Annotated in this window: 18 protein-coding genes; 7 read left to right on the forward strand and 11 right to left on the reverse strand. The window is 66.3% G+C overall.

What is annotated here, in order from left to right:
* Position 1: 1 nt before the first annotated feature.
* Together WC729_RS22865 and ribB are read right to left on the reverse strand one after the other, a co-directional pair.
* On the reverse strand, positions 2-802 hold the full coding sequence (locus WC729_RS22865) for an alpha/beta fold hydrolase (RefSeq protein ID WP_372856758.1): 801 nt from the start codon (positions 800-802) through the stop codon (positions 2-4).
* A 33-nt stretch (positions 803-835) separates the two neighbouring features.
* On the reverse strand, positions 836-1,525 hold the full coding sequence (ribB, locus tag WC729_RS22870) for a 3,4-dihydroxy-2-butanone-4-phosphate synthase (protein WP_372856759.1): 690 nt from the start codon (positions 1,523-1,525) through the stop codon (positions 836-838).
* Positions 1,526-1,794: 269 nt separating this feature from the next.
* Here ribB and WC729_RS22875 point away from each other — a divergent pair, with 269 nt between their 5' ends.
* On the forward strand, positions 1,795-3,090 hold the full coding sequence (locus tag WC729_RS22875) for an epoxide hydrolase family protein (protein ID WP_372856760.1): 1,296 nt from the start codon (positions 1,795-1,797) through the stop codon (positions 3,088-3,090).
* A gap of 47 nt (positions 3,091-3,137) precedes the next feature.
* On the opposite strand, the gene WC729_RS22880 is transcribed toward WC729_RS22875, so the two are convergent.
* A complete protein-coding gene (locus tag WC729_RS22880) occupies positions 3,138-3,593 on the reverse strand; it encodes a nuclear transport factor 2 family protein (RefSeq protein ID WP_372856761.1) in 456 nt (151 codons plus the stop codon).
* An 83-nt stretch (positions 3,594-3,676) separates the two neighbouring features.
* Between WC729_RS22880 and WC729_RS22885 the strand changes: the two genes are divergently transcribed.
* Positions 3,677-4,267, forward strand: a complete 591-nt coding sequence (locus tag WC729_RS22885; RefSeq protein ID WP_372856762.1) for a TetR/AcrR family transcriptional regulator — start codon at positions 3,677-3,679, stop codon at positions 4,265-4,267.
* A gap of 7 nt (positions 4,268-4,274) precedes the next feature.
* Here the strand turns inward: WC729_RS22885 and WC729_RS22890 are convergent, their stop codons facing one another.
* Positions 4,275-5,192 (reverse strand): LysR family transcriptional regulator, encoded by a 918-nt coding sequence (locus tag WC729_RS22890; RefSeq protein ID WP_372856763.1) that lies wholly within the window; start codon positions 5,190-5,192, stop codon positions 4,275-4,277.
* 94 nt (positions 5,193-5,286) lie between these two features.
* Here WC729_RS22890 and WC729_RS22895 point away from each other — a divergent pair, with 94 nt between their 5' ends.
* Both WC729_RS22895 and WC729_RS22900 read left to right on the forward strand, forming a co-directional pair.
* Positions 5,287-6,150, forward strand: coding sequence for an aldo/keto reductase family oxidoreductase (locus WC729_RS22895; RefSeq protein WP_372856764.1), 864 nt, complete (start codon positions 5,287-5,289; stop codon positions 6,148-6,150).
* A gap of 207 nt (positions 6,151-6,357) precedes the next feature.
* Positions 6,358-8,109, forward strand: a complete 1,752-nt coding sequence (locus tag WC729_RS22900) for a DUF885 domain-containing protein (protein WP_372856765.1) — start codon at positions 6,358-6,360, stop codon at positions 8,107-8,109.
* A gap of 53 nt (positions 8,110-8,162) precedes the next feature.
* Here WC729_RS22900 and WC729_RS22905 read toward each other — a convergent pair whose 3' ends face one another.
* Positions 8,163-8,942 carry an alpha/beta hydrolase gene (locus WC729_RS22905; RefSeq protein WP_372856766.1) on the reverse strand — a complete coding sequence of 260 codons (780 nt, stop codon included), beginning with the start codon at positions 8,940-8,942 and terminating at the stop codon, positions 8,163-8,165.
* Positions 8,943-9,085: 143 nt separating this feature from the next.
* Here WC729_RS22905 and WC729_RS22910 point away from each other — a divergent pair, with 143 nt between their 5' ends.
* Positions 9,086-9,535 (forward strand): MarR family winged helix-turn-helix transcriptional regulator, encoded by a 450-nt coding sequence (locus WC729_RS22910; protein WP_372856767.1) that lies wholly within the window; start codon positions 9,086-9,088, stop codon positions 9,533-9,535.
* 4 nt (positions 9,536-9,539) lie between these two features.
* Here WC729_RS22910 and WC729_RS22915 read toward each other — a convergent pair whose 3' ends face one another.
* Both WC729_RS22915 and WC729_RS22920 read right to left on the reverse strand, forming a co-directional pair.
* A complete protein-coding gene (locus WC729_RS22915) occupies positions 9,540-10,739 on the reverse strand; it encodes an LLM class flavin-dependent oxidoreductase (protein ID WP_372856768.1) in 1,200 nt (399 codons plus the stop codon).
* Positions 10,740-10,876: 137 nt separating this feature from the next.
* Complete coding sequence (locus tag WC729_RS22920; protein WP_372856769.1) at positions 10,877-12,100, reverse strand: CoA transferase; 1,224 nt, start codon at positions 12,098-12,100, stop codon at positions 10,877-10,879.
* Positions 12,101-12,227: 127 nt separating this feature from the next.
* Between WC729_RS22920 and WC729_RS22925 the strand changes: the two genes are divergently transcribed.
* A complete protein-coding gene (locus tag WC729_RS22925; RefSeq protein WP_372856770.1) occupies positions 12,228-13,169 on the forward strand; it encodes an alpha/beta hydrolase in 942 nt (313 codons plus the stop codon).
* 43 nt (positions 13,170-13,212) lie between these two features.
* On the opposite strand, the gene WC729_RS22930 is transcribed toward WC729_RS22925, so the two are convergent.
* Positions 13,213-13,791 carry a DUF4142 domain-containing protein gene (locus tag WC729_RS22930; protein WP_372856771.1) on the reverse strand — a complete coding sequence of 193 codons (579 nt, stop codon included), beginning with the start codon at positions 13,789-13,791 and terminating at the stop codon, positions 13,213-13,215.
* A 181-nt stretch (positions 13,792-13,972) separates the two neighbouring features.
* Here WC729_RS22930 and WC729_RS22935 point away from each other — a divergent pair, with 181 nt between their 5' ends.
* Positions 13,973-14,374: a DUF3597 domain-containing protein gene (locus WC729_RS22935; protein WP_372856772.1), complete on the forward strand. Its 402-nt coding sequence runs from the start codon at positions 13,973-13,975 to the stop codon at positions 14,372-14,374.
* Between the two features lie 32 nt (positions 14,375-14,406).
* Here the strand turns inward: WC729_RS22935 and WC729_RS22940 are convergent, their stop codons facing one another.
* Genes WC729_RS22940 through WC729_RS22950 form a run of 3 tightly spaced genes read right to left on the reverse strand, consistent with a single transcriptional unit; the run spans position 14,407 to position 18,664 of the window.
* Positions 14,407-15,297, reverse strand: coding sequence for a crotonase/enoyl-CoA hydratase family protein (locus tag WC729_RS22940; RefSeq protein WP_372856773.1), 891 nt, complete (start codon positions 15,295-15,297; stop codon positions 14,407-14,409).
* Entirely contained in the window at positions 15,282-17,441 is a 2,160-nt protein-coding gene (locus WC729_RS22945) for an acetate--CoA ligase family protein (protein WP_372856774.1), read from the reverse strand. Before WC729_RS22945 ends, WC729_RS22940 begins: the two co-directional genes overlap by 16 nt.
* Complete coding sequence (locus WC729_RS22950) at positions 17,441-18,664, reverse strand: acyl-CoA dehydrogenase family protein (protein ID WP_372856775.1); 1,224 nt, start codon at positions 18,662-18,664, stop codon at positions 17,441-17,443. The genes WC729_RS22945 and WC729_RS22950 overlap by 1 nt, the downstream gene beginning before the upstream one ends.
* Position 18,665 lies beyond the last annotated feature (1 nt).

The following is an 18,665-nucleotide window of genomic DNA, read 5'->3' on the forward strand; positions in this document are numbered from 1 at the left end:
CTCAGGCGCCGAGAAAGCCCGTGATCTTGTCGGCAAAGGCCTGGGGCTGTTCGAGATAGCCGTAATGGCCGGCGTCCTGGACGATCTCGATCCGCGCATCGGGGATCGCGGCGGCATAGTTGCGGCCATAGTCGACCGGGACGATCCGGTCCTCGGCACCCCACAGCACCAAAGTCGGCACCTTGATGCGGTGGAGGCGGCCCTTGAGTTTCGGATTGTAGAGCGTCGGTGCCCAGCCGAAGAGCGTCAGCGCCTCGCGGTTGCGGGCGAAGCGCAGGGCGATCTCTTCGGGCAGGTCCTTGAAGTCGAGATTGTTGAGCGCGGCCAGGCCCTTTGTCTCGTCGGCGAAGAAGAGTTCGGGGATCTGCTGCGCGGTGGTCGCGTAGATATCGGTGATGTCGCGCGTCTCGCGGTCGCCGAACTTCACCCCGACCGGATCGATCAGCACCAGCTTCGCGATCCGGTCCGAGCCCTTGGTCGCCAGCTCGGCCGCGATCCAGCCGCCGAAGGAAACGCCGACCAGGATGATGTCGGTGAGACCCAGGTCCTCGATCAGGTCGAGATAGCGATAGGCGATGTCGTCGACCGTATCGACGCCGTCGGGGCGCGGCGAGGCGCCGAAGCCTGGGTGCGAGGGCGCGATCACCTTGTAGCTGGCGGAGAGGCGTTCGATCAACGGGTCCTCCGCGTCGAAGCCATGGCCGGCATGGAGGAAGAGCAGGGGCTGGCCCTCGCCCTTGATCAGGATCTCGGTCTCCGCGCCCGCAAAAGTGCGACGGTCGGGTAGGGGCGACATGAACATGGGTGGTTCCCCGGCTTTTCTATCGGTGGAGGATCATCGCAGCGCCGCGGCGTCGGCCTGGGCATGCGGGAGAATGTGGACGCTGGGGCGGCGATCGCGCCCTTCGCGCCGGTAACAGATCAGGTCGGCGATGGTGATGATGCACAGCCCGTGCGTGCGGGCGAAGCGCAGCAATTCGGGCGTGCGCGCCATCGACCCGTCGTCGCTGACGATCTCGCACAGTACACCCGCGGGAACGCAGCCGGCGAGCCTGGCGAGGTCGACGGCCGCCTCGGTATGCCCGGGGCGTTCGAGCACGCCGCCGGCCCGGGCGCGGAGCGGGAACATATGGCCGGGGCGCATCAGGTCGTGCGGCGCAGTTGCCGGATCGATCAGCGCGGAAACGGTGTGCGACCGGTCGGCGGCGGAGACGCCGGTGGTCGTGCCGGCGCGCGCATCGACGGTGACGGTGAAGGCGGTGCCATGGCGATCGTCGTTGGCGGGGACCATCGGCTCGAGGCCCAATCGGTCGGCGCGATTGCCTTCGATCGCGACGCAGACGATGCCGGTAGTGTGGCGGACGATGAAGGCGAGAGCGGCGGGCGTGGCATGCTCGGCGGCGATGATCAGGTCGCCCTCATTCTCCCGGCCCTTGTCGTCGAGGACCACCACCATCTCCCCGCAAGCGAGCGCGGAAAGGGCGTCCTCGATGCTGTCCATCGCCATCTCGACTATGTTGTCCATCACCAGCACCTCTCGTCGAGTTAGATCGCATAGTGGGATGCATCCCGCAATATAAAACACGGAATGCCATTGGGGGGCCTCCACGAGTTTTTCTCAGGGAAGCCGATCGAGGCATTGGAGACGGTCGAAAGGTCATGCTGAACCGGGGCTCGCATCACCTAACGGCGCCCCACGCCACCTAACTGGGCATGCCCGGGACCGGAGCGCATTTCCGGAAAACGCGGTCGGCTCCGCATCGGCCGCGCCAACCCTTTTTCGGGAGACCCGCCATGCCTCGTTTCTTTTCGTCGCGACTGTCACGCCGCAGCATGCTCGCCAAATCCGCCACGGCCGGCGCGGGCGGCGCCATCCTGCTCGCCTCGTCAGGCGGTGCGGGTGGAGCGCTCCTCGCGGGCGATGCCATCCGGCCCTTCCACTATCATGCGTCCGATACCGAGCTCGCCGACCTGCGCCGGCGTGTCGCTGCGACGCGCTGGCCCGACCATGAGACGGTCCAGGATTCGTCGGAGGGCGTGCAGCTCGCGACGATCCAGAAACTCGCGCACTACTGGGCGACCGAGTATGACTGGCGCAAGGTCGAGGCGCGGCTGAACGCGTTGCCGCAGTTCATGACCGAGATCGACGGGCTCGACATCCACTTCATCCATGTCCGCTCGAAACATCCGAACGCGATGCCGGTCGTCGTCACCCATGGCTGGCCGGGCTCCGTGATCGAGCAGCTCAAGATCATCGACCCACTGGTCAACCCGACCGCGCATGGCGGCAGCGCCGCGGATGCCTTCGACGTGGTGATCCCGTCGATGCCGGGCTACGGCTTTTCGGCCAGGCCAACCGCGACCGGCTGGGACCCCACCCGCATCGCCCGCGCCTGGATGGTGCTGATGAAGCGCCTCGGCTATCAGCGCTATGTGGCGCAGGGCGGCGACTGGGGTGCCCTCGTCACCGAGCAGATGGGCGTGCTGGCGCCTCCCGGCCTGATCGCCATCCATACCAACATGCCATCGACCGTGCCCGTGGAGATATCCGCGGCGCTGTCGTCCGGTACCCCGCCCCCCGGCCTTTCGGCTGACGAGAAATTCGCGTTCGACCGGCTGGTCTTCTTCTTCACGCATGGCCTGTCCTACGCCCAGCAGATGGCGAACCATCCGCAGACGCTTTACGGCATCGCGGATTCGCCGGTGGGGCTCGCGGCCTGGTTCCTCGATCACGACCTGCTCAGCTACGAGCTGATTTCCCGCGTGTTCGACGGGAAAAGCGAAGGGCTCACGCGCGACGATGTGCTCGACAATATCACGATCGCCTGGCTGACCAACACGGCGATCTCCGGCGCCCGTCTCTACCGCGAGAACAAGCTGCCCTTCTTCTCCCCGATGGGCGTCAAGATACCCGTCGCGGTCAGTGCCTTTCCCGACGAGCTCTATCGGGTACCGCGGAGCTGGGCCGAACGCGCCTATCCCAACCTCATCCACTTCAACAAACTTCCCAAAGGCGGGCATTTCGCCGCCTTCGAGCAGCCCATGTTGCTGACCGAGGAACTGCGCGCGTCGTTCCGCTCGCTGCGTTGATGCAGGGACGGGCGCTGCCGGAACGGTGGCGCCCGTACCGCTGCCGATCAGTCCTCGATCGGTGCCGCCGCGGCCTCGGCGAAGCCGGTGCCGGCGAGACGCCGGAGCGCCGCTGCATATTTCTGCGTATCGAGATAGGGGTGCAGGCTGACGATCTTGCCCCAGCGCAGCCGGATCACGTGCACGCCGTCATTGACATAGGACGTATCGCCATCGGCCATGACCGCGAAGTCGCGCCACTCGATCACCGCGGTCGTGTCCCAAGGGGTGCCGCTCGAGGCGATGTGCTTGATCTGGAAACGAAGCTGCGGATGGACCTTGAACAGGCGCTGGAACCAAGCCTTGAGTCCCTGCTTCGTATGCCGGACGCCGCCAAGCGCATGATCGCCGGGAAAGATGTGTTCGAACCGCTCGGCCATCCCGGCGAGCGCTGCTTCCCAATCGCCCCGGCTGAGACCTTCGAAGATCTTGCGGACCTGGTGACGAACGATGGCGTGGTACATTTTCAAACTCCTTCTGCTAGTGTTGACAGCGTCAATATGGGCGCGATATTGACGATGTCAACACCGCGTGGCACAGGCATTTCATGAGCACTGAAAAAACCCGTTCGGCCTATCATCACGGCGATGCCCGCAACGCCCTGTTGAAGGCAGCGGGCGCGTTGCTCGAGCATAGCGGCGCGGCGGGCCTTTCCCTGCGCAGCATCGCTGAACGCGCCGGTCTCTCCCGGCAGGCGCCGTACAACCATTTCGCCGACAAGGCGGCGTTGCTGGCCGACCTGATCGTTGACGGATTCGCGCGGTTGCACGACGCGATGTCGGTAGCCGAACGGGAGGGAACCACGCCGTTCGAGCGGCTCGAACTGGCGGGCCTTGCCTATATCGCGTTCGCGCAGTCGTCGCCGGCGCTGTTCAGGCTGATGTTCGCAAGCGAACTCGTCGATCCCGCCAGCCATCCGCAAATAAGGGCCGGACATGTCTCGGCACTCGCGATCGTCAGCGGCATCCTGGAGAGCATGGCGGAAGCGGATGACGCTGCCGACCTGACCCTCGCGGCCTGGTCGCTGGTGCATGGTTACGCGACGCTCTGCATCGAAACGGGGTTGGAAGGGCCGGACCGCCGCGAGGCGCGCGCCGCGTTGTTCGCCCGAGTCATCGCCGCCGCAGCGAACCGGTAGCGCTTCGCTATCGTCCGGGCGAACCGCCGGGCTGGCTTTTGATGAAGTCGACAAACGCCCGCAGCGGCGCGGGGAGATAGCGGCGGCCGGCATAATAGAGGAACGGCCCCGAGAAGCGCTGCCACCAGGGCTCGAGCACCGGGACCAGCGCGCCGCTGTCGAAATGCGGTTTCAGCCAGTCCTCGAACAGATGGATGATGCCGAGCCCGTTGACCGCGGCATCCACCGCGAGGTCGAAGGCAGCGCCGGGCTGGACCAGCAAGGGACCGTTGGGTTCGATGCGGATGATCTCGTCGTCGCGTTCGAACTCCCAGATCGGGGTTCGGCCACTCGAGAAGCGGCCGCGCAGACAGGCATGGTCGAGCAGGTCGCGGGGATGTTCCGGCCAGCCATGGGCGGCGAGATAGGCGGGGGAGGCTCCGGTCGCGATGCACTGGGTGCGCGGGCCGATCGGCACGGCGATCATGTCCTGCTCGAGCCGCTCGTCATAGCGGATGCCGGCGTCGAAGCCGGCGGCGAGCACGTCGACGAATCCGTCCTCGGCGGTCACCTCCAGCCGGATGTCGGGATAGGCCTGGAGGAACAGCACGACGATCGACCGCAGCACGGTGCGCGACACATTGGCGGGGACGTTGAGCTTGAGCGTGCCGGCGGGCCGATCGCGAAAGGCGTTGACCACGTCCACTGCTGCCTCGACCTCGCCCAGCGCCGGGCCGAGGCGTTCGAACAGGCGCGCGCCAGCCTCGGTCGGCGTGACGCTGCGGGTAGTGCGGTTGAGCAGGCGGACGCCGAGGCGCGTTTCCAGCCGCCGCACCGCTTCGCTGAGGCCGGAGGCGGAGGCATTGCCGGCGCGGGCAGCGTCGCGGAAACCGCCAGCGCGGACCACCGCCGCGAAGGTCGCCAGATCGTCGAGTTCGGTTGCCATTGTGCATTATACCGCACGGCCCGTGCCGATTGCCACATCTTATCGTCCGGTGCTTTCGCGCGCATATCCTGCGCAGTGAAACCGGAGACTGGACATGACCGACAAGACTTTCCGCCTCGGCGACCGCATCGTGAATCGCATGGGCTATGGTGCGATGCAGCTCGCCGGCCCCGGCGTGTTCGGTCCGCCGAAGGACCGTGACGCCGCGCTCGCCGTGTTGCGCGAGGCTGTCGCGAGCGGCGTGAATCATATCGACACCAGCGACTTCTACGGTCCGCACGTCACCAACCAGATCATCCGCGAGGCGCTTCACCCCTATCCCGAAGCACTTACGATCGTAACCAAGGTCGGTGCGGTGCGTGGCGCGGATGCGTCGTGGCTTCCCGCGATGAGCCCCGCCGAGCTGACCCAGGGCGTGCACGACAATCTGCGCAACCTCGGCGTCGAGGCGCTCGATGTGGTCAATCTGCGTGTCCTCGGCGAGGTCCATGGTCCGAGCGAGGGCTCGATCGCGGAGGGGTTCACTGCCCTGGCCGGCTTGCAACGCGAGGGGCTGATCCGGCATCTCGGGCTGAGCAACGTGACCTCGGCCCAGGTCGCCGAGGCGCAGGGTATCGCGCCGGTGGTGTGTGTGCAGAACCAGTATAACCTGGTCCACCGCGAGGACGATGCGCTGGTCGACGAACTGGCGGCCAAGGGCATTGCCTATGTGCCCTTCTTTCCGCTGGGCGGCTTCTCCCCGCTGCAATCCTCCTCGCTGTCGGATGTCGCCGCGCGGCTGGGCGCGACGCCGATGCAGGTCGCCCTGGCCTGGCTGTTGCAACGCTCGCCCAACATCCTGCTGATCCCGGGCACGTCCTCGACCGAGCATCTGCGGGAGAACCTTGCTGCGGCCGACCTCGCGCTTTCGGACGAAGTGATCGCTGAACTCGACCGGATCGGCATGGCCGCGGCGTAAGTGGAGAAGGCGCATCATGGGAGCAGCGGACTCGCTTTCCTGTGACGCGCCGCTTCACGGCTGTGGCATCCGGATCACACTCAGCGACGCTGAATCCAGCCGGGGCTTTCCGGAACGTCACGACTGGTTGCCGCGGATGCCGCGGCGCGCCTAAACCGGCGTTGAAGGCCGCCGGGGGTTCAGCGGCCATTTTCCGGAAAGACCAGCATGCGCCGTTTCGTCATCCTGTCCCTGCTGCTCGTTGCCGCGTCACCTCTGGGTGCTGCTGCACCCGACAAGGCCTGGGTCGCGGTCAGCGACCAGAACGCAAAACTGGTGGCGGAGGCGCAGGCGAAGTTCGATCCGGAATCCGCCTCGCAGAACGGCATGACTGCTTATGATGGGCTGGCGACCGATCTCGGGCCGAAGCTGGACGAGCGCACCGCCGACGCGATGGGCAAGGTGACGGCAGAACTGAAGCGCCGGCTCGCGGCAGAGAAAGACCCCAATGTCCGGCAGGACCTGGAGATCATGATCCGGTCGGTCGAGTCCGATCTCGAAGGCACCCGCCTGCGGCGCAAATATTTCCTGTCCTGGAGCGACGCGCCCCGCGCGATGTTCGGCGGGATCAAGGGGCTGCTCGACGACCAGGTCGTGCCCGCGCGCCAGAAAAAGGCGGTGGAGCTGCTGCGGCGCTATGTCGGCGACTATCCGGGTTCGACGCCGCTGACCGATCTGGCCAGGGCGCGCTTCGCCGAGACGCGCAAGCCCGGGCTGCTCGGGCCGGACAAGGTCGCGCTGGACAATGCGCTGACCAATGCCGGGACTTATGCCGAGGGTATCCGCAAGCTGTTCGCCAAATACAAGATCACCGGCGCCGAAGCGGCGCTGGCCAAGCTCGACAAGCAGATCGCCGATTATACGGCGTGGGAGCGCGCCGAGGTGCTGCCGCTGGTGCGTACCGATTTCCGCCTGCCGCCTGAAGTCTATGCGTACCGGCTGAAGCAGTTCGGCATCGATATCGACCCGCGGCTGCTGATCCAGCAGGCGCAGATCGAGTTCGCCGAGACGCGCGCCGCGATGACCGCGCTGGCGCCGCTGGTGGCGAAGGAAAAGGGATTGAAGGGCGGCAGCTATGCCGAGGTCATCCGCCAGCTCAAACAGGCGACCATTCCGAACGACAAGCTCGAGGCAAGCTATGCGGACGTGATCCGCGCCAACGAAGCGGCGATCAAGCGCGAGCGCATCGTCGACCTGCCCGACCGGCCGATGCAGATGCGGCTCGCCAGCGAAGCGGAGTCGGCAGCGTCGCCCGCGCCGCACATGGAACCGCCGCCGCTGATCGGCAACAAGGGCGAGCGCGGTACTTTCGTGCTGCCGTTGAGCGTCGCAGCGTCGGGTCCGGACTCGGCCTATGACGATTTCAACTTCCCCTCAGCGCAGTGGACCGTCGCCGCGCATGAAGGTCGGCCGGGGCATGAGCTGCAATTCACGGCACTGGTCGAGCGTGGCGTGTCGCAAGCGCGGATCTATTTCGCGTTCACCAGCGTCAATGTCGAAGGCTGGGCGCTGTACGCCGAGGCCGAGGCGCTGCCTTATCACCCGCTCGACGGGCAGTTGATGGCGCTGCAGGCGCGGTTGCTGCGCGCAGGCCGGGCGATGCTCGATCCGATGCTCAATCTCGGACTGATCTCGAAGGAGGACGCGCGGCGCATCCTGCTCGAACAGATCGTCGCCTCGCCGGCGATGGCGAAGCAGGAGATCGAACGCTACACGTCGCGCGCGCCGGGCCAGGCGGGCAGCTATTTCTACGGCTATACCCGTATCCTGCGCATCCGCATGGATACCGAGCTGGCGCTGGGCGCCAAGTTCGACCGGCTGGCGTTCAACAATTTCCTGCTCGATCAGGGGCTGTTGCCGCCAGATCTGTTGGCCAAGGCCGTGGCGGAGCAATTCGTGCCGGCGCAGAAGGCAAAATAACGACGGCGCCGGACCTCGGGCGAGGTCCGGCGCCACCGTTTCGATCGATCGGCTTATTTGGCCGAACCGCGGGCCGCTTCCTCGATGATCGAGGCGACGACGGCCGGCTTCGAGACATAGATGGCGTGGCTGCCGGCCGCTTCCTGGACCTTGGCCCCCGCACGCGCTGCCATCTGCCGCTGGGCTGCCGGTGGGATCATCTTGTCCTCGCTGGCGACCAGGTACCAGCTCGGCTTCACGCGCCAGGCCGGGTTGGTGACTGCACCCGCCAGCGCCTCGACGCCCCAGGGCACCTGCGAGTCGGCCATGAACTGCGCGATATCGGGGCGGACGTCGGCGGCAAAGGAGGCAGCGAACTTGCCGCTGTCGAGGAACAGATAGCCGTCCTTGGGCGGGAGGATCGGCGGCACCGGGGCGCCCGGTGCAGGGTTGGCGATCAGCGAGCCGACCGACTCGCCCTTGTCCGGCGCGAAGGCAGCAATGTAGACCACGCCGGCGACCTTGGGGTCAGTGCCCGCCTCGGACACCACCACACCGCCATAGCTGTGGCCGACCAGGATGACCTTGCCGTCCGCCGCGGCGATCGCGCGCTTGGTGACCGCGACATCGTCGGCCAGCGAGTTGGTCGGGTTCTGGACGATCGTCACCTTGTAGCCGTCCTTCTTCAGGATCTGGTACACGTCCTGCCAGCCGGAGCCGTCGACGAAGCCGCCATGAACGAGCAGGACCGACTTGATCGGGGCGCCGGCCTTGTCTTGGGCGTGGGTCATGGCAGGGGCCGTGCCGAGAGCGAGCGTGGCAGCGGCGGCGAGCAGCATCTTGGACTTGGTCATCTTCAGTCTCCTTTCATCGGTTAGTGCGATATTTGTTATCGCGATAACTAATGGCTACTCCACCGTTTTACCCTTGTCAAAAGGAAATTTATCGCGATATGTATTTTTGTGATAATGGATTGATCTGGAAGCAGGATTTTTTAATGACCGACCCCGGCAAGGAGCCGCTGCCGCTCGACGCGCAGCTCTGTTTTTCGCTTTATTCGACCACGATCGCGATCAACCGGCTTTACAAGCCGATGCTCGATTCGCTCGGCGTGACGTATCCGCAATATCTCGTGCTCAGCACCTTGTGGGAGGAGGATGGCCAGACGATCACGGCGATCGCCGACCGGCTCGCGCTCGAGCCGAGCACGATCACGCCGCTGATGAAGCGGCTTGAAGCAGCGGGCTTCGTCGATCGTCGGCGCAATCCGCAGGACGAGCGCCAGGTGCAGGTGTTCCTGACCGGGAAGGGCAGGGGGCTGCGCGCCCGAACGTCGTGCCTGACCGACTCGCTGTTGGAGAATTCCAGATTGACGGTGCCGGATATGATCGCGCTCAACGACCAGGTGCAGCGGTTGCGCGATGCCCTGACGGCCAAGGGCGCGTAGAAAGCTAGCCCTTCACGCCGATCATGCCGGTCTGCTGGCCGGCCGCCTCGGCCTGGTCGGCCTTGCCGAACTTGGCGAAGGTTGCCTGGGCCGCCGCGTGGCTTGCGTCGCTGAACTCGACCGAATGCGCCTTCCACTCGTCATAGGATTCGTCGCGTCGGGCATTGGCGCCCGAGAAATGCGGGACGACGAAGCGCATATAGAGTTCGTAGGATTTCTTGGTCTGCTCCCAGTCCGCCCAGTCATGCGCCTGGTGGAGGAAGCCGCCGAAATGGCCCTGCTTCTCGCGGAGCTGCTCGAGCACCTTGATCGCGTCGTCAGGGGTGCCGATGACGATATGACCCGAATCGAGCATCACATCTACCGGATCGCGCGACCCGAAATCGCCGTAGCGGCCGGGGGTGAGGGTGCGGGCATATTCGATATATTTTGCGAGCCCGAAGCGGACATTCTCGCGCGCCTTTTCGCGAGTCTCGGCGATGTGCATCGGGCCCATCAGGCGCAGCTTGTTGCGGTTCATGATGTTGCCGTGCTCGGCCGCCGAATCCATCGCGACCTTCCAGTTGACGTCGAGCACGTTGAACCCGCCGCGCGGATCGGTCGCGGCGACGCAGAGCATCATGAGATTGTGCTTGCCGGCGAGCTTGCCGCCCGATGGCGTGGCGGCGCTTGCCACCGCGATCTCGGGGCGCGGCTGGGTATAGGGCATCAGGTGCACGCGCGCGTTGACCAGATTGTACCATTCAGTCTTCTCGGTCACCGTCTCGCCAGCAAGCAGGCGCAGGATGACGTCGAGCGATTCAGCCATGCGATCGCGCTGTTTCTTGGGATCGATGCCGAGCATCGCCGCGTCGGAGACGAGCAGGCCTGGGCCAAAGCCGAACATCACCCGGCCACGCGTCTGGTGATCGAGCTGGATGATGCGGTTCGCGACCATCAAAGGCTGGTGATAGGGGAGGGATATGACGCCGGTGCCGAAGCGCAGCGTCTTCGTCCGCTCCGCGGCGGCGGCGATGAACAGTTCCGGGCTGGCGATCGTCTCGAACCCACCCGAGTGATGCTCGCCGATCCACGCCTCGTCGAAGCCGAGCTTGTCCAGCCATTCCATCAATTCGAGATCGCGGTGGATCAGGCTGTTGGGGTTCTCGTCGACGGCATGGAGCGGCGCGAGGAAGATGCCGTGGCGCATATTGGGGTTCGACATGGGTACCGACCGCTCCTGTTCACCGACTCACGCGCACGCCTTGCACAGCGATCTTTGCGCCATTTGAAGGGGATTCATACCAAGCATTATTGTGCTGTAAAATGGAATATATCTCATAATGCAAACTGCATGGCGCATCAGCAATCGTCCGGGCCAGCGATGATCGAGCGATCGTGCAGGGCGCCGATCGCGCCCGAGGAAAGGCCGAGCAGGTCGGCCAATACGGCATCGGTATCCTGGCCGAGTACCGGGCCGGCGAGGGGCGGGATCGCTTCGATCGCGGAGAAAGCGATCGGTGTACGCGCAGTGAGGGTGCGGCCCAAGGCGCGGTGCTCGACCTCGGCGAACATCGGATTGGCGGCCGAGACCCGGGGGTCCTCGGCGAGCATCTGCCCGACATCCTGATAGGGACCCCAGCAGGCGCGGGCGGCATCGAGATCGGTACGGGCCTGGGCGAGCGTGCGGGCGTCGAACCAGGGGCGGAGCCAGGAGACGATCGCCTCGCGCGTCCCGAAGCGATCAGCTTCCAGCGTGAGGTCGACGCCGTGCGCCCGTTCATGGGCGGCGACTGGGTCGGCAATGCCGGTCGCGCGGATCAATGCCTGCCATTGGCCGGCGCTGACCGCGGCGACCATCAGGCGGCGGCCGTCCGAGGTCGCGAAGTCGTGGCCAAACGCGCCATAGATATGGTTGCCGTGGCGTTCCCGCGCGGCGCCGTTGATCTGGTGCTCGGCGAGATAGCCTAGGTCGCTGACCACAGCGAAGGCGACATCCGAGAGTGCGATCCGGATGCGCTGGCCTTCGCCGGTCATCCGTCGGTGGCGTTCGGTCGCGAGGATCGCGGTCGCCATGCTCATGCCCGCGAGCAGGTCCCAGGCGGGCAGGACATGATTGACCGGCGCATCCGACCCTTGCGGGCCCGTGATGCCGGGAAAGCCCGTCGCGCAGTTCACCGTGTAGTCGAGCGCGGTCGATCCATCATGGTTGCCGACAATCGTCGCCAGGATAAGGTCGGGACGTAGCGCCCGGAGCACCTCGTCGCCGAGCCAGCCGGTCGCGGGCAGGTTGGTCGCGAAGATGCCGCCATTCTCGCCCGGCGCGGTGATGATCGCCTGGGCAAGCTCGCGCCCCTCCTCGCTGCGGATATCGACGCGGACCGATTTCTTGCCCTTGTTCAGCCCGGCCCAATAGAGGCTGCGGCCCTGGGCGGTGACCGGCCAGCGGCGATAGTCCAGTCCGCCGCCGATCGCGTCGATGCGGATCACCTCGGCGCCCAGTTCGGCCAGCGTCATCGTCGCATAGGGACAGGCGATGAAGGCGGCGCATTCAGCGATGCGCAGGCCGTGCAGAATGCCGGACATGGTCCCTCCGTCGAAGTGGAGCCTCGCATAACAGGCGTCGGCGCGCATGCGGCAGAAACTTTGTAATGTCCCGGAAGACAATTCGTCATTGTTGTGATCGGCGCGACGCGTGATAGTCGCCCCCGCCATGGCGGTTCCCATCGATCCCGAGATCCTCGCCGCACGGGCGGCACAGGCGACGCGTTTCCCCGCGTTCGATCTGATGGCTTTGCCGCCGGCCGAGGCGCGGGCGCGGATGAACGCGGCATCCGCCTGGTTCAACGATGGCCTGCCCGAGATGGGCGGCGTGGAGGAACATCGTATCCGGGGCGCCGGCGGATTGATCCGCCTGCGCGTCTATACGCCCTTTGCAGCGACGGCGCGGGGTGGCATTTTCTATCTTCATGGCGGCGGCTGGTTCGCCTGCGATGTCGACACGCATGACCGGATGATGCGGCTGCTGGCGCAGCAAAGCGGGGCGGTGCTGTTCAGCGTCGACTATCGCCTGTCGCCCGAACATCCGCATCCGGCAGCGCTCAACGATTGCCTGGCGGCTTGGGACTGGATCGAGAAGCGCGCCAAGCGCTATGCGCTCGATCCGGCCCGCTTCGCTTTTGCGGGGGACAGCGCGGGGGCCAATCTGGCATTGTCGCTGGCGATCCGGCTGCGTGATGCGGGGCGGGTGACGCCGGTCGGATGTGCGCTGCTCTATGGCTGTTTTGCGCCGGGGCTGGACACCGAAAGCGCGCGGGCCTTCGGGGCCGGGGGCTACGGCCTGACGGCGGAACGGATGGCCTGGTATTGGGGAAATTACCTCGGCGCCGCGCGGGATGAGCCGCCGGTCGAGGCGATACCACTGCAGGCCGATCTGGCGGGATTGCCGCCGATCTTCCTGGGAGTTGCCGAGGCGGACACGGTAGCGGACGACAGCCGGTTGCTGCTGGAGCGGCTGGAGGCGGCCGGGGTGTCGGCGGAGTTGGTTGTCTGGCCAGGCGCGGTGCACGGTTTTCTGCAGATGACGCGCGATGTGGCCCTGGCGCGCGACGCAGTCGGCGACGTGGCGCGCGCAATCCGGGAATGGATCGTCTAGCCTTGGTGGAAAGGCGGGGCGGCGGTGCCGCCCCGCCGTCGAATCAGGGCTTCAGGCCCTTGGCCATGTTGAGATGCGCCGTCACGGTCGGGACCAGCCCGGTCGCGAACGTCTTCAGTTCGGGGACGTCGCCGGTCGCCGAATAGGTTTTCAGCGCATCGAGTGTCGCCTGGTGCGCGGCAACCTGATCGGCTGCATAGGCCGTATCGAAATCGGCACCCGTCTGCGCCTTGAGCGCGTCGAGCTTCTGCTGCTGTTCGGCCGTCAGGGTCGCATCGGGCGTGATCGCCGGCGTGGCGCTGGCCGCGGCTGCCTTCAGCTTCGTGGTCGATCCGGTATGGGCGTCGATCATCTTCTGCGCGAAGGCCTTGATCGCCGCGGATTTCGACGCGGTCTGGGCGAGCTGCGATTCAGCGATCTCGAACGCGTCGCTGGAGGCTGCGGCGTTGGCGAAGGCCTGACCCGGGCTGAGGACCGGCGTCGTCACATTGGTGTCGACCGTCAGCGAGTCCGCCTGGGTGGTGACGCTGTTCGTCGTGGTGCTCGTCTCGGTCTTCGACCCGCCGCACCCGGCGAGCGCCAGCGCGCTTCCCGTCAGCAACGCAATAATTGTGTAGCGCATCATCCTTACTCCTGCTGATCGCGCGCTGAGGCGCCCCGCGCACAAACCTCCGGCGGCGGATGATCGTTCCGTGCCATGATGTTTATCGGGGTGATGGCAGCCGGGGACCTTTTTGCGTCGGGCCCCGTTCTAGCGGGCACGCGGCCCGGCCGGTCGAAGGACGTCAACCAGGAGAAGAGCAATGGGCATTTTCGGCAGCATCATGGACAAGATCTTTCATCACAAGGCCGCCGCGCCGCAGGCGGCGCCCGCCGCTCCCGCGCCCGCTGCGGCGCCGGCCGCTGCTCCTGCCCCGGTGGCGCCGGCGGCACCTGCCCCCGCCCCCCAGAATGTCGATGTCGGCGCGGTGCTCAGCGAGATGGCGTCGCTGAAGGGCGGCGGCGGCAACTACCAGACGTCGATCGTCGACTTGTTGAAGCTGCTCGACCTCGATTCCAGCCTCTCCGCGCGGAAGGAACTGGCGGAAGAGCTTGGCGTGAGCGGTGAGGACGGCAGCGCCGAGAAGAATATCGCGCTCCACAAGGCCGTGATGGCCAAGCTTGCGGAGAATGGCGGCGTGGTGCCGGACAGTCTGCGCAACTGAACGATAGAGGCCGGCAGCGCCGGCTGTCGGCCTTAATCCTCGAGATACCGGATCCGCACGGGATCCGACCCATATTGCGCGTCGCGGATGCGGATCGCCTGGCGCACGCCGTGCTCCTTCACGTCCGCGCGCCATTTCTGGCGGCCCGGCCCTTGCGACAGATGCGCACGGGCATCGGCTTCCAGCGCGAAACCCTGCGCCATCTTCGCGCCTGACAGATCCATCGCGACATTGACGATGCGCTTCTGCGCGGCGCTGATCTCCGGGTCGAGGATCGCGATGCGTTTCGCCAGCGCCTCGACCTCGGCATTGAGTTCCGCCGCGGGAACGGCGTCGAGCACCATGCCGATCCGCGCGGCGTCCTTGCCCGTCACGCTGTCGCCGGTGAGCAGCAGGCGCTTCGCCCATTGCGGGCCGACATGGTAGAACCAGTAATTGACCGGCGGCGATCCGATGCCGCGCGCGCCGGGATGGCCGATCTGTGCATCGTCCGCGGCGATGACGATGTCGCAACACAGTGCCAGCTCCGCGCCACCCGCCAGCGCGCGACCCTGGATCTTGGCGATGACCGGCTTGTGGATTTCGGGGATGATCAGCATCTTCCCCATCTTGCGCTGCATCGTCCAGATATCGTCATCGAAGGTGCCGATGCGGCTGCGGTATTTGCCCTCGGTATCGGCCTGGTTGGCCGGATTGGCGCCGAAACCGAGATCGTACCCCGCGCAAAAATCCTGCCCCGCGCCCTGCAGCACGATGACATGCACGCTGGTGAGGTCGTCCGCCTCGAGCATCGCGTCATGGACTTCCTGGATCAGCTCGGGCGAGAGCGCATTGCGTTTCTCCGGCCGGTTCATCGTGATGTACGCGATCCGATCCTTCACCTCGAAGGTGATGAAGTCCTCAGACTTCAGCCATTTCGCCATGTGCGTTCTCCGTTGGAACTGGGGGTGTCGGACCGAACGATCAGCGCATCCACCGCGACCGCGCCGTCGGGGCGGCAGATCACCGGGTTGACGTCGATCTCCGCGATGCGATCGGCCTGGTCGAAGGCGAGTTCGGAGACCGCGACGATGATGCGTTCGATTGCTTCGATGTCGACGGGAGCCGAGCCGCGGAAGCCGGTCAGGAGCGTGTAGCCTTTCAGCCGGCGCAGCATTGCGCCGGCCTGGTCGCGGTTCACCGGCGCCAGTTCGGCGGCGGAATCCTTGATCAGCTCGACCATGACGCCGCCAAGGCCGACCACGACCATGGGGCCGAAGGTCGGATCATTCTGCGCGCCGATGACGAGTTCGACGCCCTTCGCGATCATCGGCTGGACCAGCACGCCGGCGATATGGGGTGGAGGCTCCAAGCGGGCGGCGGCGGCGATGATTTCGGCATAGGCGTGACGCACCCCGCGTTCGTCGGTGAGCCCGAGGCGGACGACGCCGGCTTCGGTCTTGTGCGGGATGTCGGGGGATTCGACCTTGAGCACGACCGGGAAGCCAAGCGCGGTTGCCGCGTCCACTGCCGAGTCCGCGCTACGGACCACCTGGTCGGTCGCGACCGGAATGCCATAGCTGGCGAGCACTGCCTTGGCCTCGCGCTCGGTCAGCCGGTCGCCGGCGAGGCGGAGCAGGGCATAGGCGTCGGGGTTGATGCCGGCGATGCGGGCGCGGGGTTGCGGGGCGGAGAGTGCGGTCGCCCATCCGTGCCAGGCAGCAAGCGTGCGAAAGCATTGGTCGGTCGACCGGAACAGCGCGACATGCGGGTCGGCCTCGCATTGCTCGGCGCCGGGGCCGCTGGTCCATTCGGACATCCAGGACAGGCACACCGGCTTGCCTGCCGCTGCCGCCAGTTCCGAGAACATGGCGATGTTGCGCGGGGTCATCGCCTCGCTGATGCTCGGCGCCATCACCACCAGTGCGCCGTAGGACGGATCGGCGAGTAGCGCCTCGGCGCAGGCAGCATAGGAGGCGGGGTTGGTCGCGACTTGGGCAGTGATGTCGCACGGGTTGGTCGGCGATCCGAAATCGGGCACGTTCGCCTCGAGCACCGCGCGCGTTGCGGCCGCGGGCAGGGGCATGGCCACGCCCGCCGCCTCGGCCTTGTCGAGCGTGATGACGCAGGCGCCGCCCGAGGCCGCGACCGCCGCAACGCCCCTGGCCTTGGGTAGCCCCGCTTTCGCGAGGAAGGCGGCCACCGGGTAAAGGTCCTCGATATTGTCGGCCTTGATGATGCCGACGCGGCGATAGGCGGCGTCATAGGCCGCGTTCGACCCGGCAAGTGTGCCGGTGTGCGACATCGCTGCCTGGGCGGACGCCGCGCCGGTCGCAATCTTGTACATGACGATCGGCTTGCCCGCGGCGCGCGCTGCTTCACCGGCCTGGAGCAAGCGCTCACCGTCGTTCAACCCTTCCGCGATGCAGGTGATGACCCGACAATCGGGGTCGCCGGCGAGGTAGCTCAGATAGTCGCAGACATCGATATCGCAGCTGTTGCCGGCGGCGAGGAAATGGCTGAACGCGCCGCCCCGCTCGGTCACCTGTGCGAGCGCCTGGCCGAGGCCGCCGGATTGCGAAACGAGGCCGATCGGGCCCTGCCGCCCCGGCGCTGCGCCATAGCGGCCCGAGAAGCTCAGGCCCGCACGCGACATGTTGTTGATCAGGCCGAAGCAATTGGGGCCGACGATGCGCATGCCCGCCGCGCGGCCGATATCGCCGATGCGCTGCTGGAGGGCGATACGATCGGGAAGTGCGGTCTCTGCAAAACCCGAGGCGTAGATGATACAGCCGCCGACGCCCGCTGCAGCGCACTGAGTCACGACCTGCTCGACCGCTTCCATCGGCACGGCGAGGACGGCGCAATCCACCGGCTCAGGAATGTCGGCGAGCGTCGCGAAGCACTGCACGCCGTGGATCAGGCCGCCATTCGGGTTCACGCCGTAGAGGCGACCATTGAAATGCGCAAGGTTGGCGGCGGTCCGTGCGCCGAACGACGTCTCGTTGCGCGAGAGGCCGACAATCGCGACCGTCTCCGGCGCGATCAGGCGCTTCATCTCGGTATGGCTATAGACTGCGCGCCGCATCAGCGCAGGCCGGTCGGGATCTGGTTGAACGGCAGGCCCTTGTCGGCGCGCACATCGCCGGGCAGGCCAAGCACGCGCTCGGCGATGATGTTGCGCAATATCTCGTCGGTACCGCCGGCGATCCGCTTGCTCGGCGCATAGAGCAGCGCCTGCTGGAACCAGCCGTTCATTGCCGCCACGTCGGGGTCGGATATCGCGCCGGCCATGCCGATCAGGTCGATGCCGAAGGTCGCGATCTCCTGCAGCTTGGGCGCGCTGACCAGCTTGCCGATCGAATTCTCCGGCCCCGGCGCCTTGCCGCGCGACAGCGCCGTCTGCGCGCGGAGGCGGGTGTATTTCAGGCCGGCGCTCTGGACATACCAGCGGGCGAGGCGTTCGCGCACCGCGCTGTCGTCGACCGCGCGCTTGCCGTCGAGATCCACGCTGCGGGCAAGTGCGAAGATATCCTCGAAGTCCGGCCCCTCGGCCCGGCCGACGGTGAAGCGCTCATTGGCGAGCATGGTCAGCGCGACCTTCCACCCCTCGCCGACCTTGCCGAGCCGCTGGCTGTCGGGGATGCGGACGTCAGTGAAGAACACCTCGCTGAAATTGGAGCTGCCGGAAATCTGGCGGATCGGGCGGATCTCGATGCCTGGTATGCGCATGTCGACAATGAAGAAGGTCAGCCCCTGATGCTTGGGCAGGTCCGGGTCGGTCCGCGCGACCATCATGCCGAAATCGGCGAAATGCGCGTAGGAGGTCCAGATCTTCTGGCCGTTGATCACCCAGTCGTCGCCCTCTGCCACGGCGCGGGTGCGCAGCCCGGCGAGGTCGGAGCCGGCGGCGGGTTCGGAGAAGAGTTGGCACCACACTTCGTCGCCCATCAGCGCGGGGCGGGGATAGCGGGCGAGCTGGTCGGGCGTGCCGAAGCTCATCACGGTGGGCATCGCCATGCCGACGCCCTGGTTGAACACCGTGGTCGGGACGGCGTAGCGCTCTTCCTCCTGGCCGAAGATGATCTGCTGCATCGGCGTGCCCTCGCGCCCGCCATATTCCTTCGGCCAGAGGATGCCGGCGAAACCTTTCTCCGCCTTGATGCGCTGCCAGGCCCTGGAGGCGGCGACATCCTCCGGCGTCATTGCCCGGCTGGTGACGCGGCCCTGCTTGAGCGGCATGTGCGCGTCGAGGAACGCGCGGGCCTCGGCGCGGAAGGCGGCTTCTTCGGGGGTGTCGCTGAAGTCCATC

This window comes from Sphingomonas sp. (assembly GCF_041661825.1).
Classification (GTDB): domain Bacteria; phylum Pseudomonadota; class Alphaproteobacteria; order Sphingomonadales; family Sphingomonadaceae; genus Sphingomonas.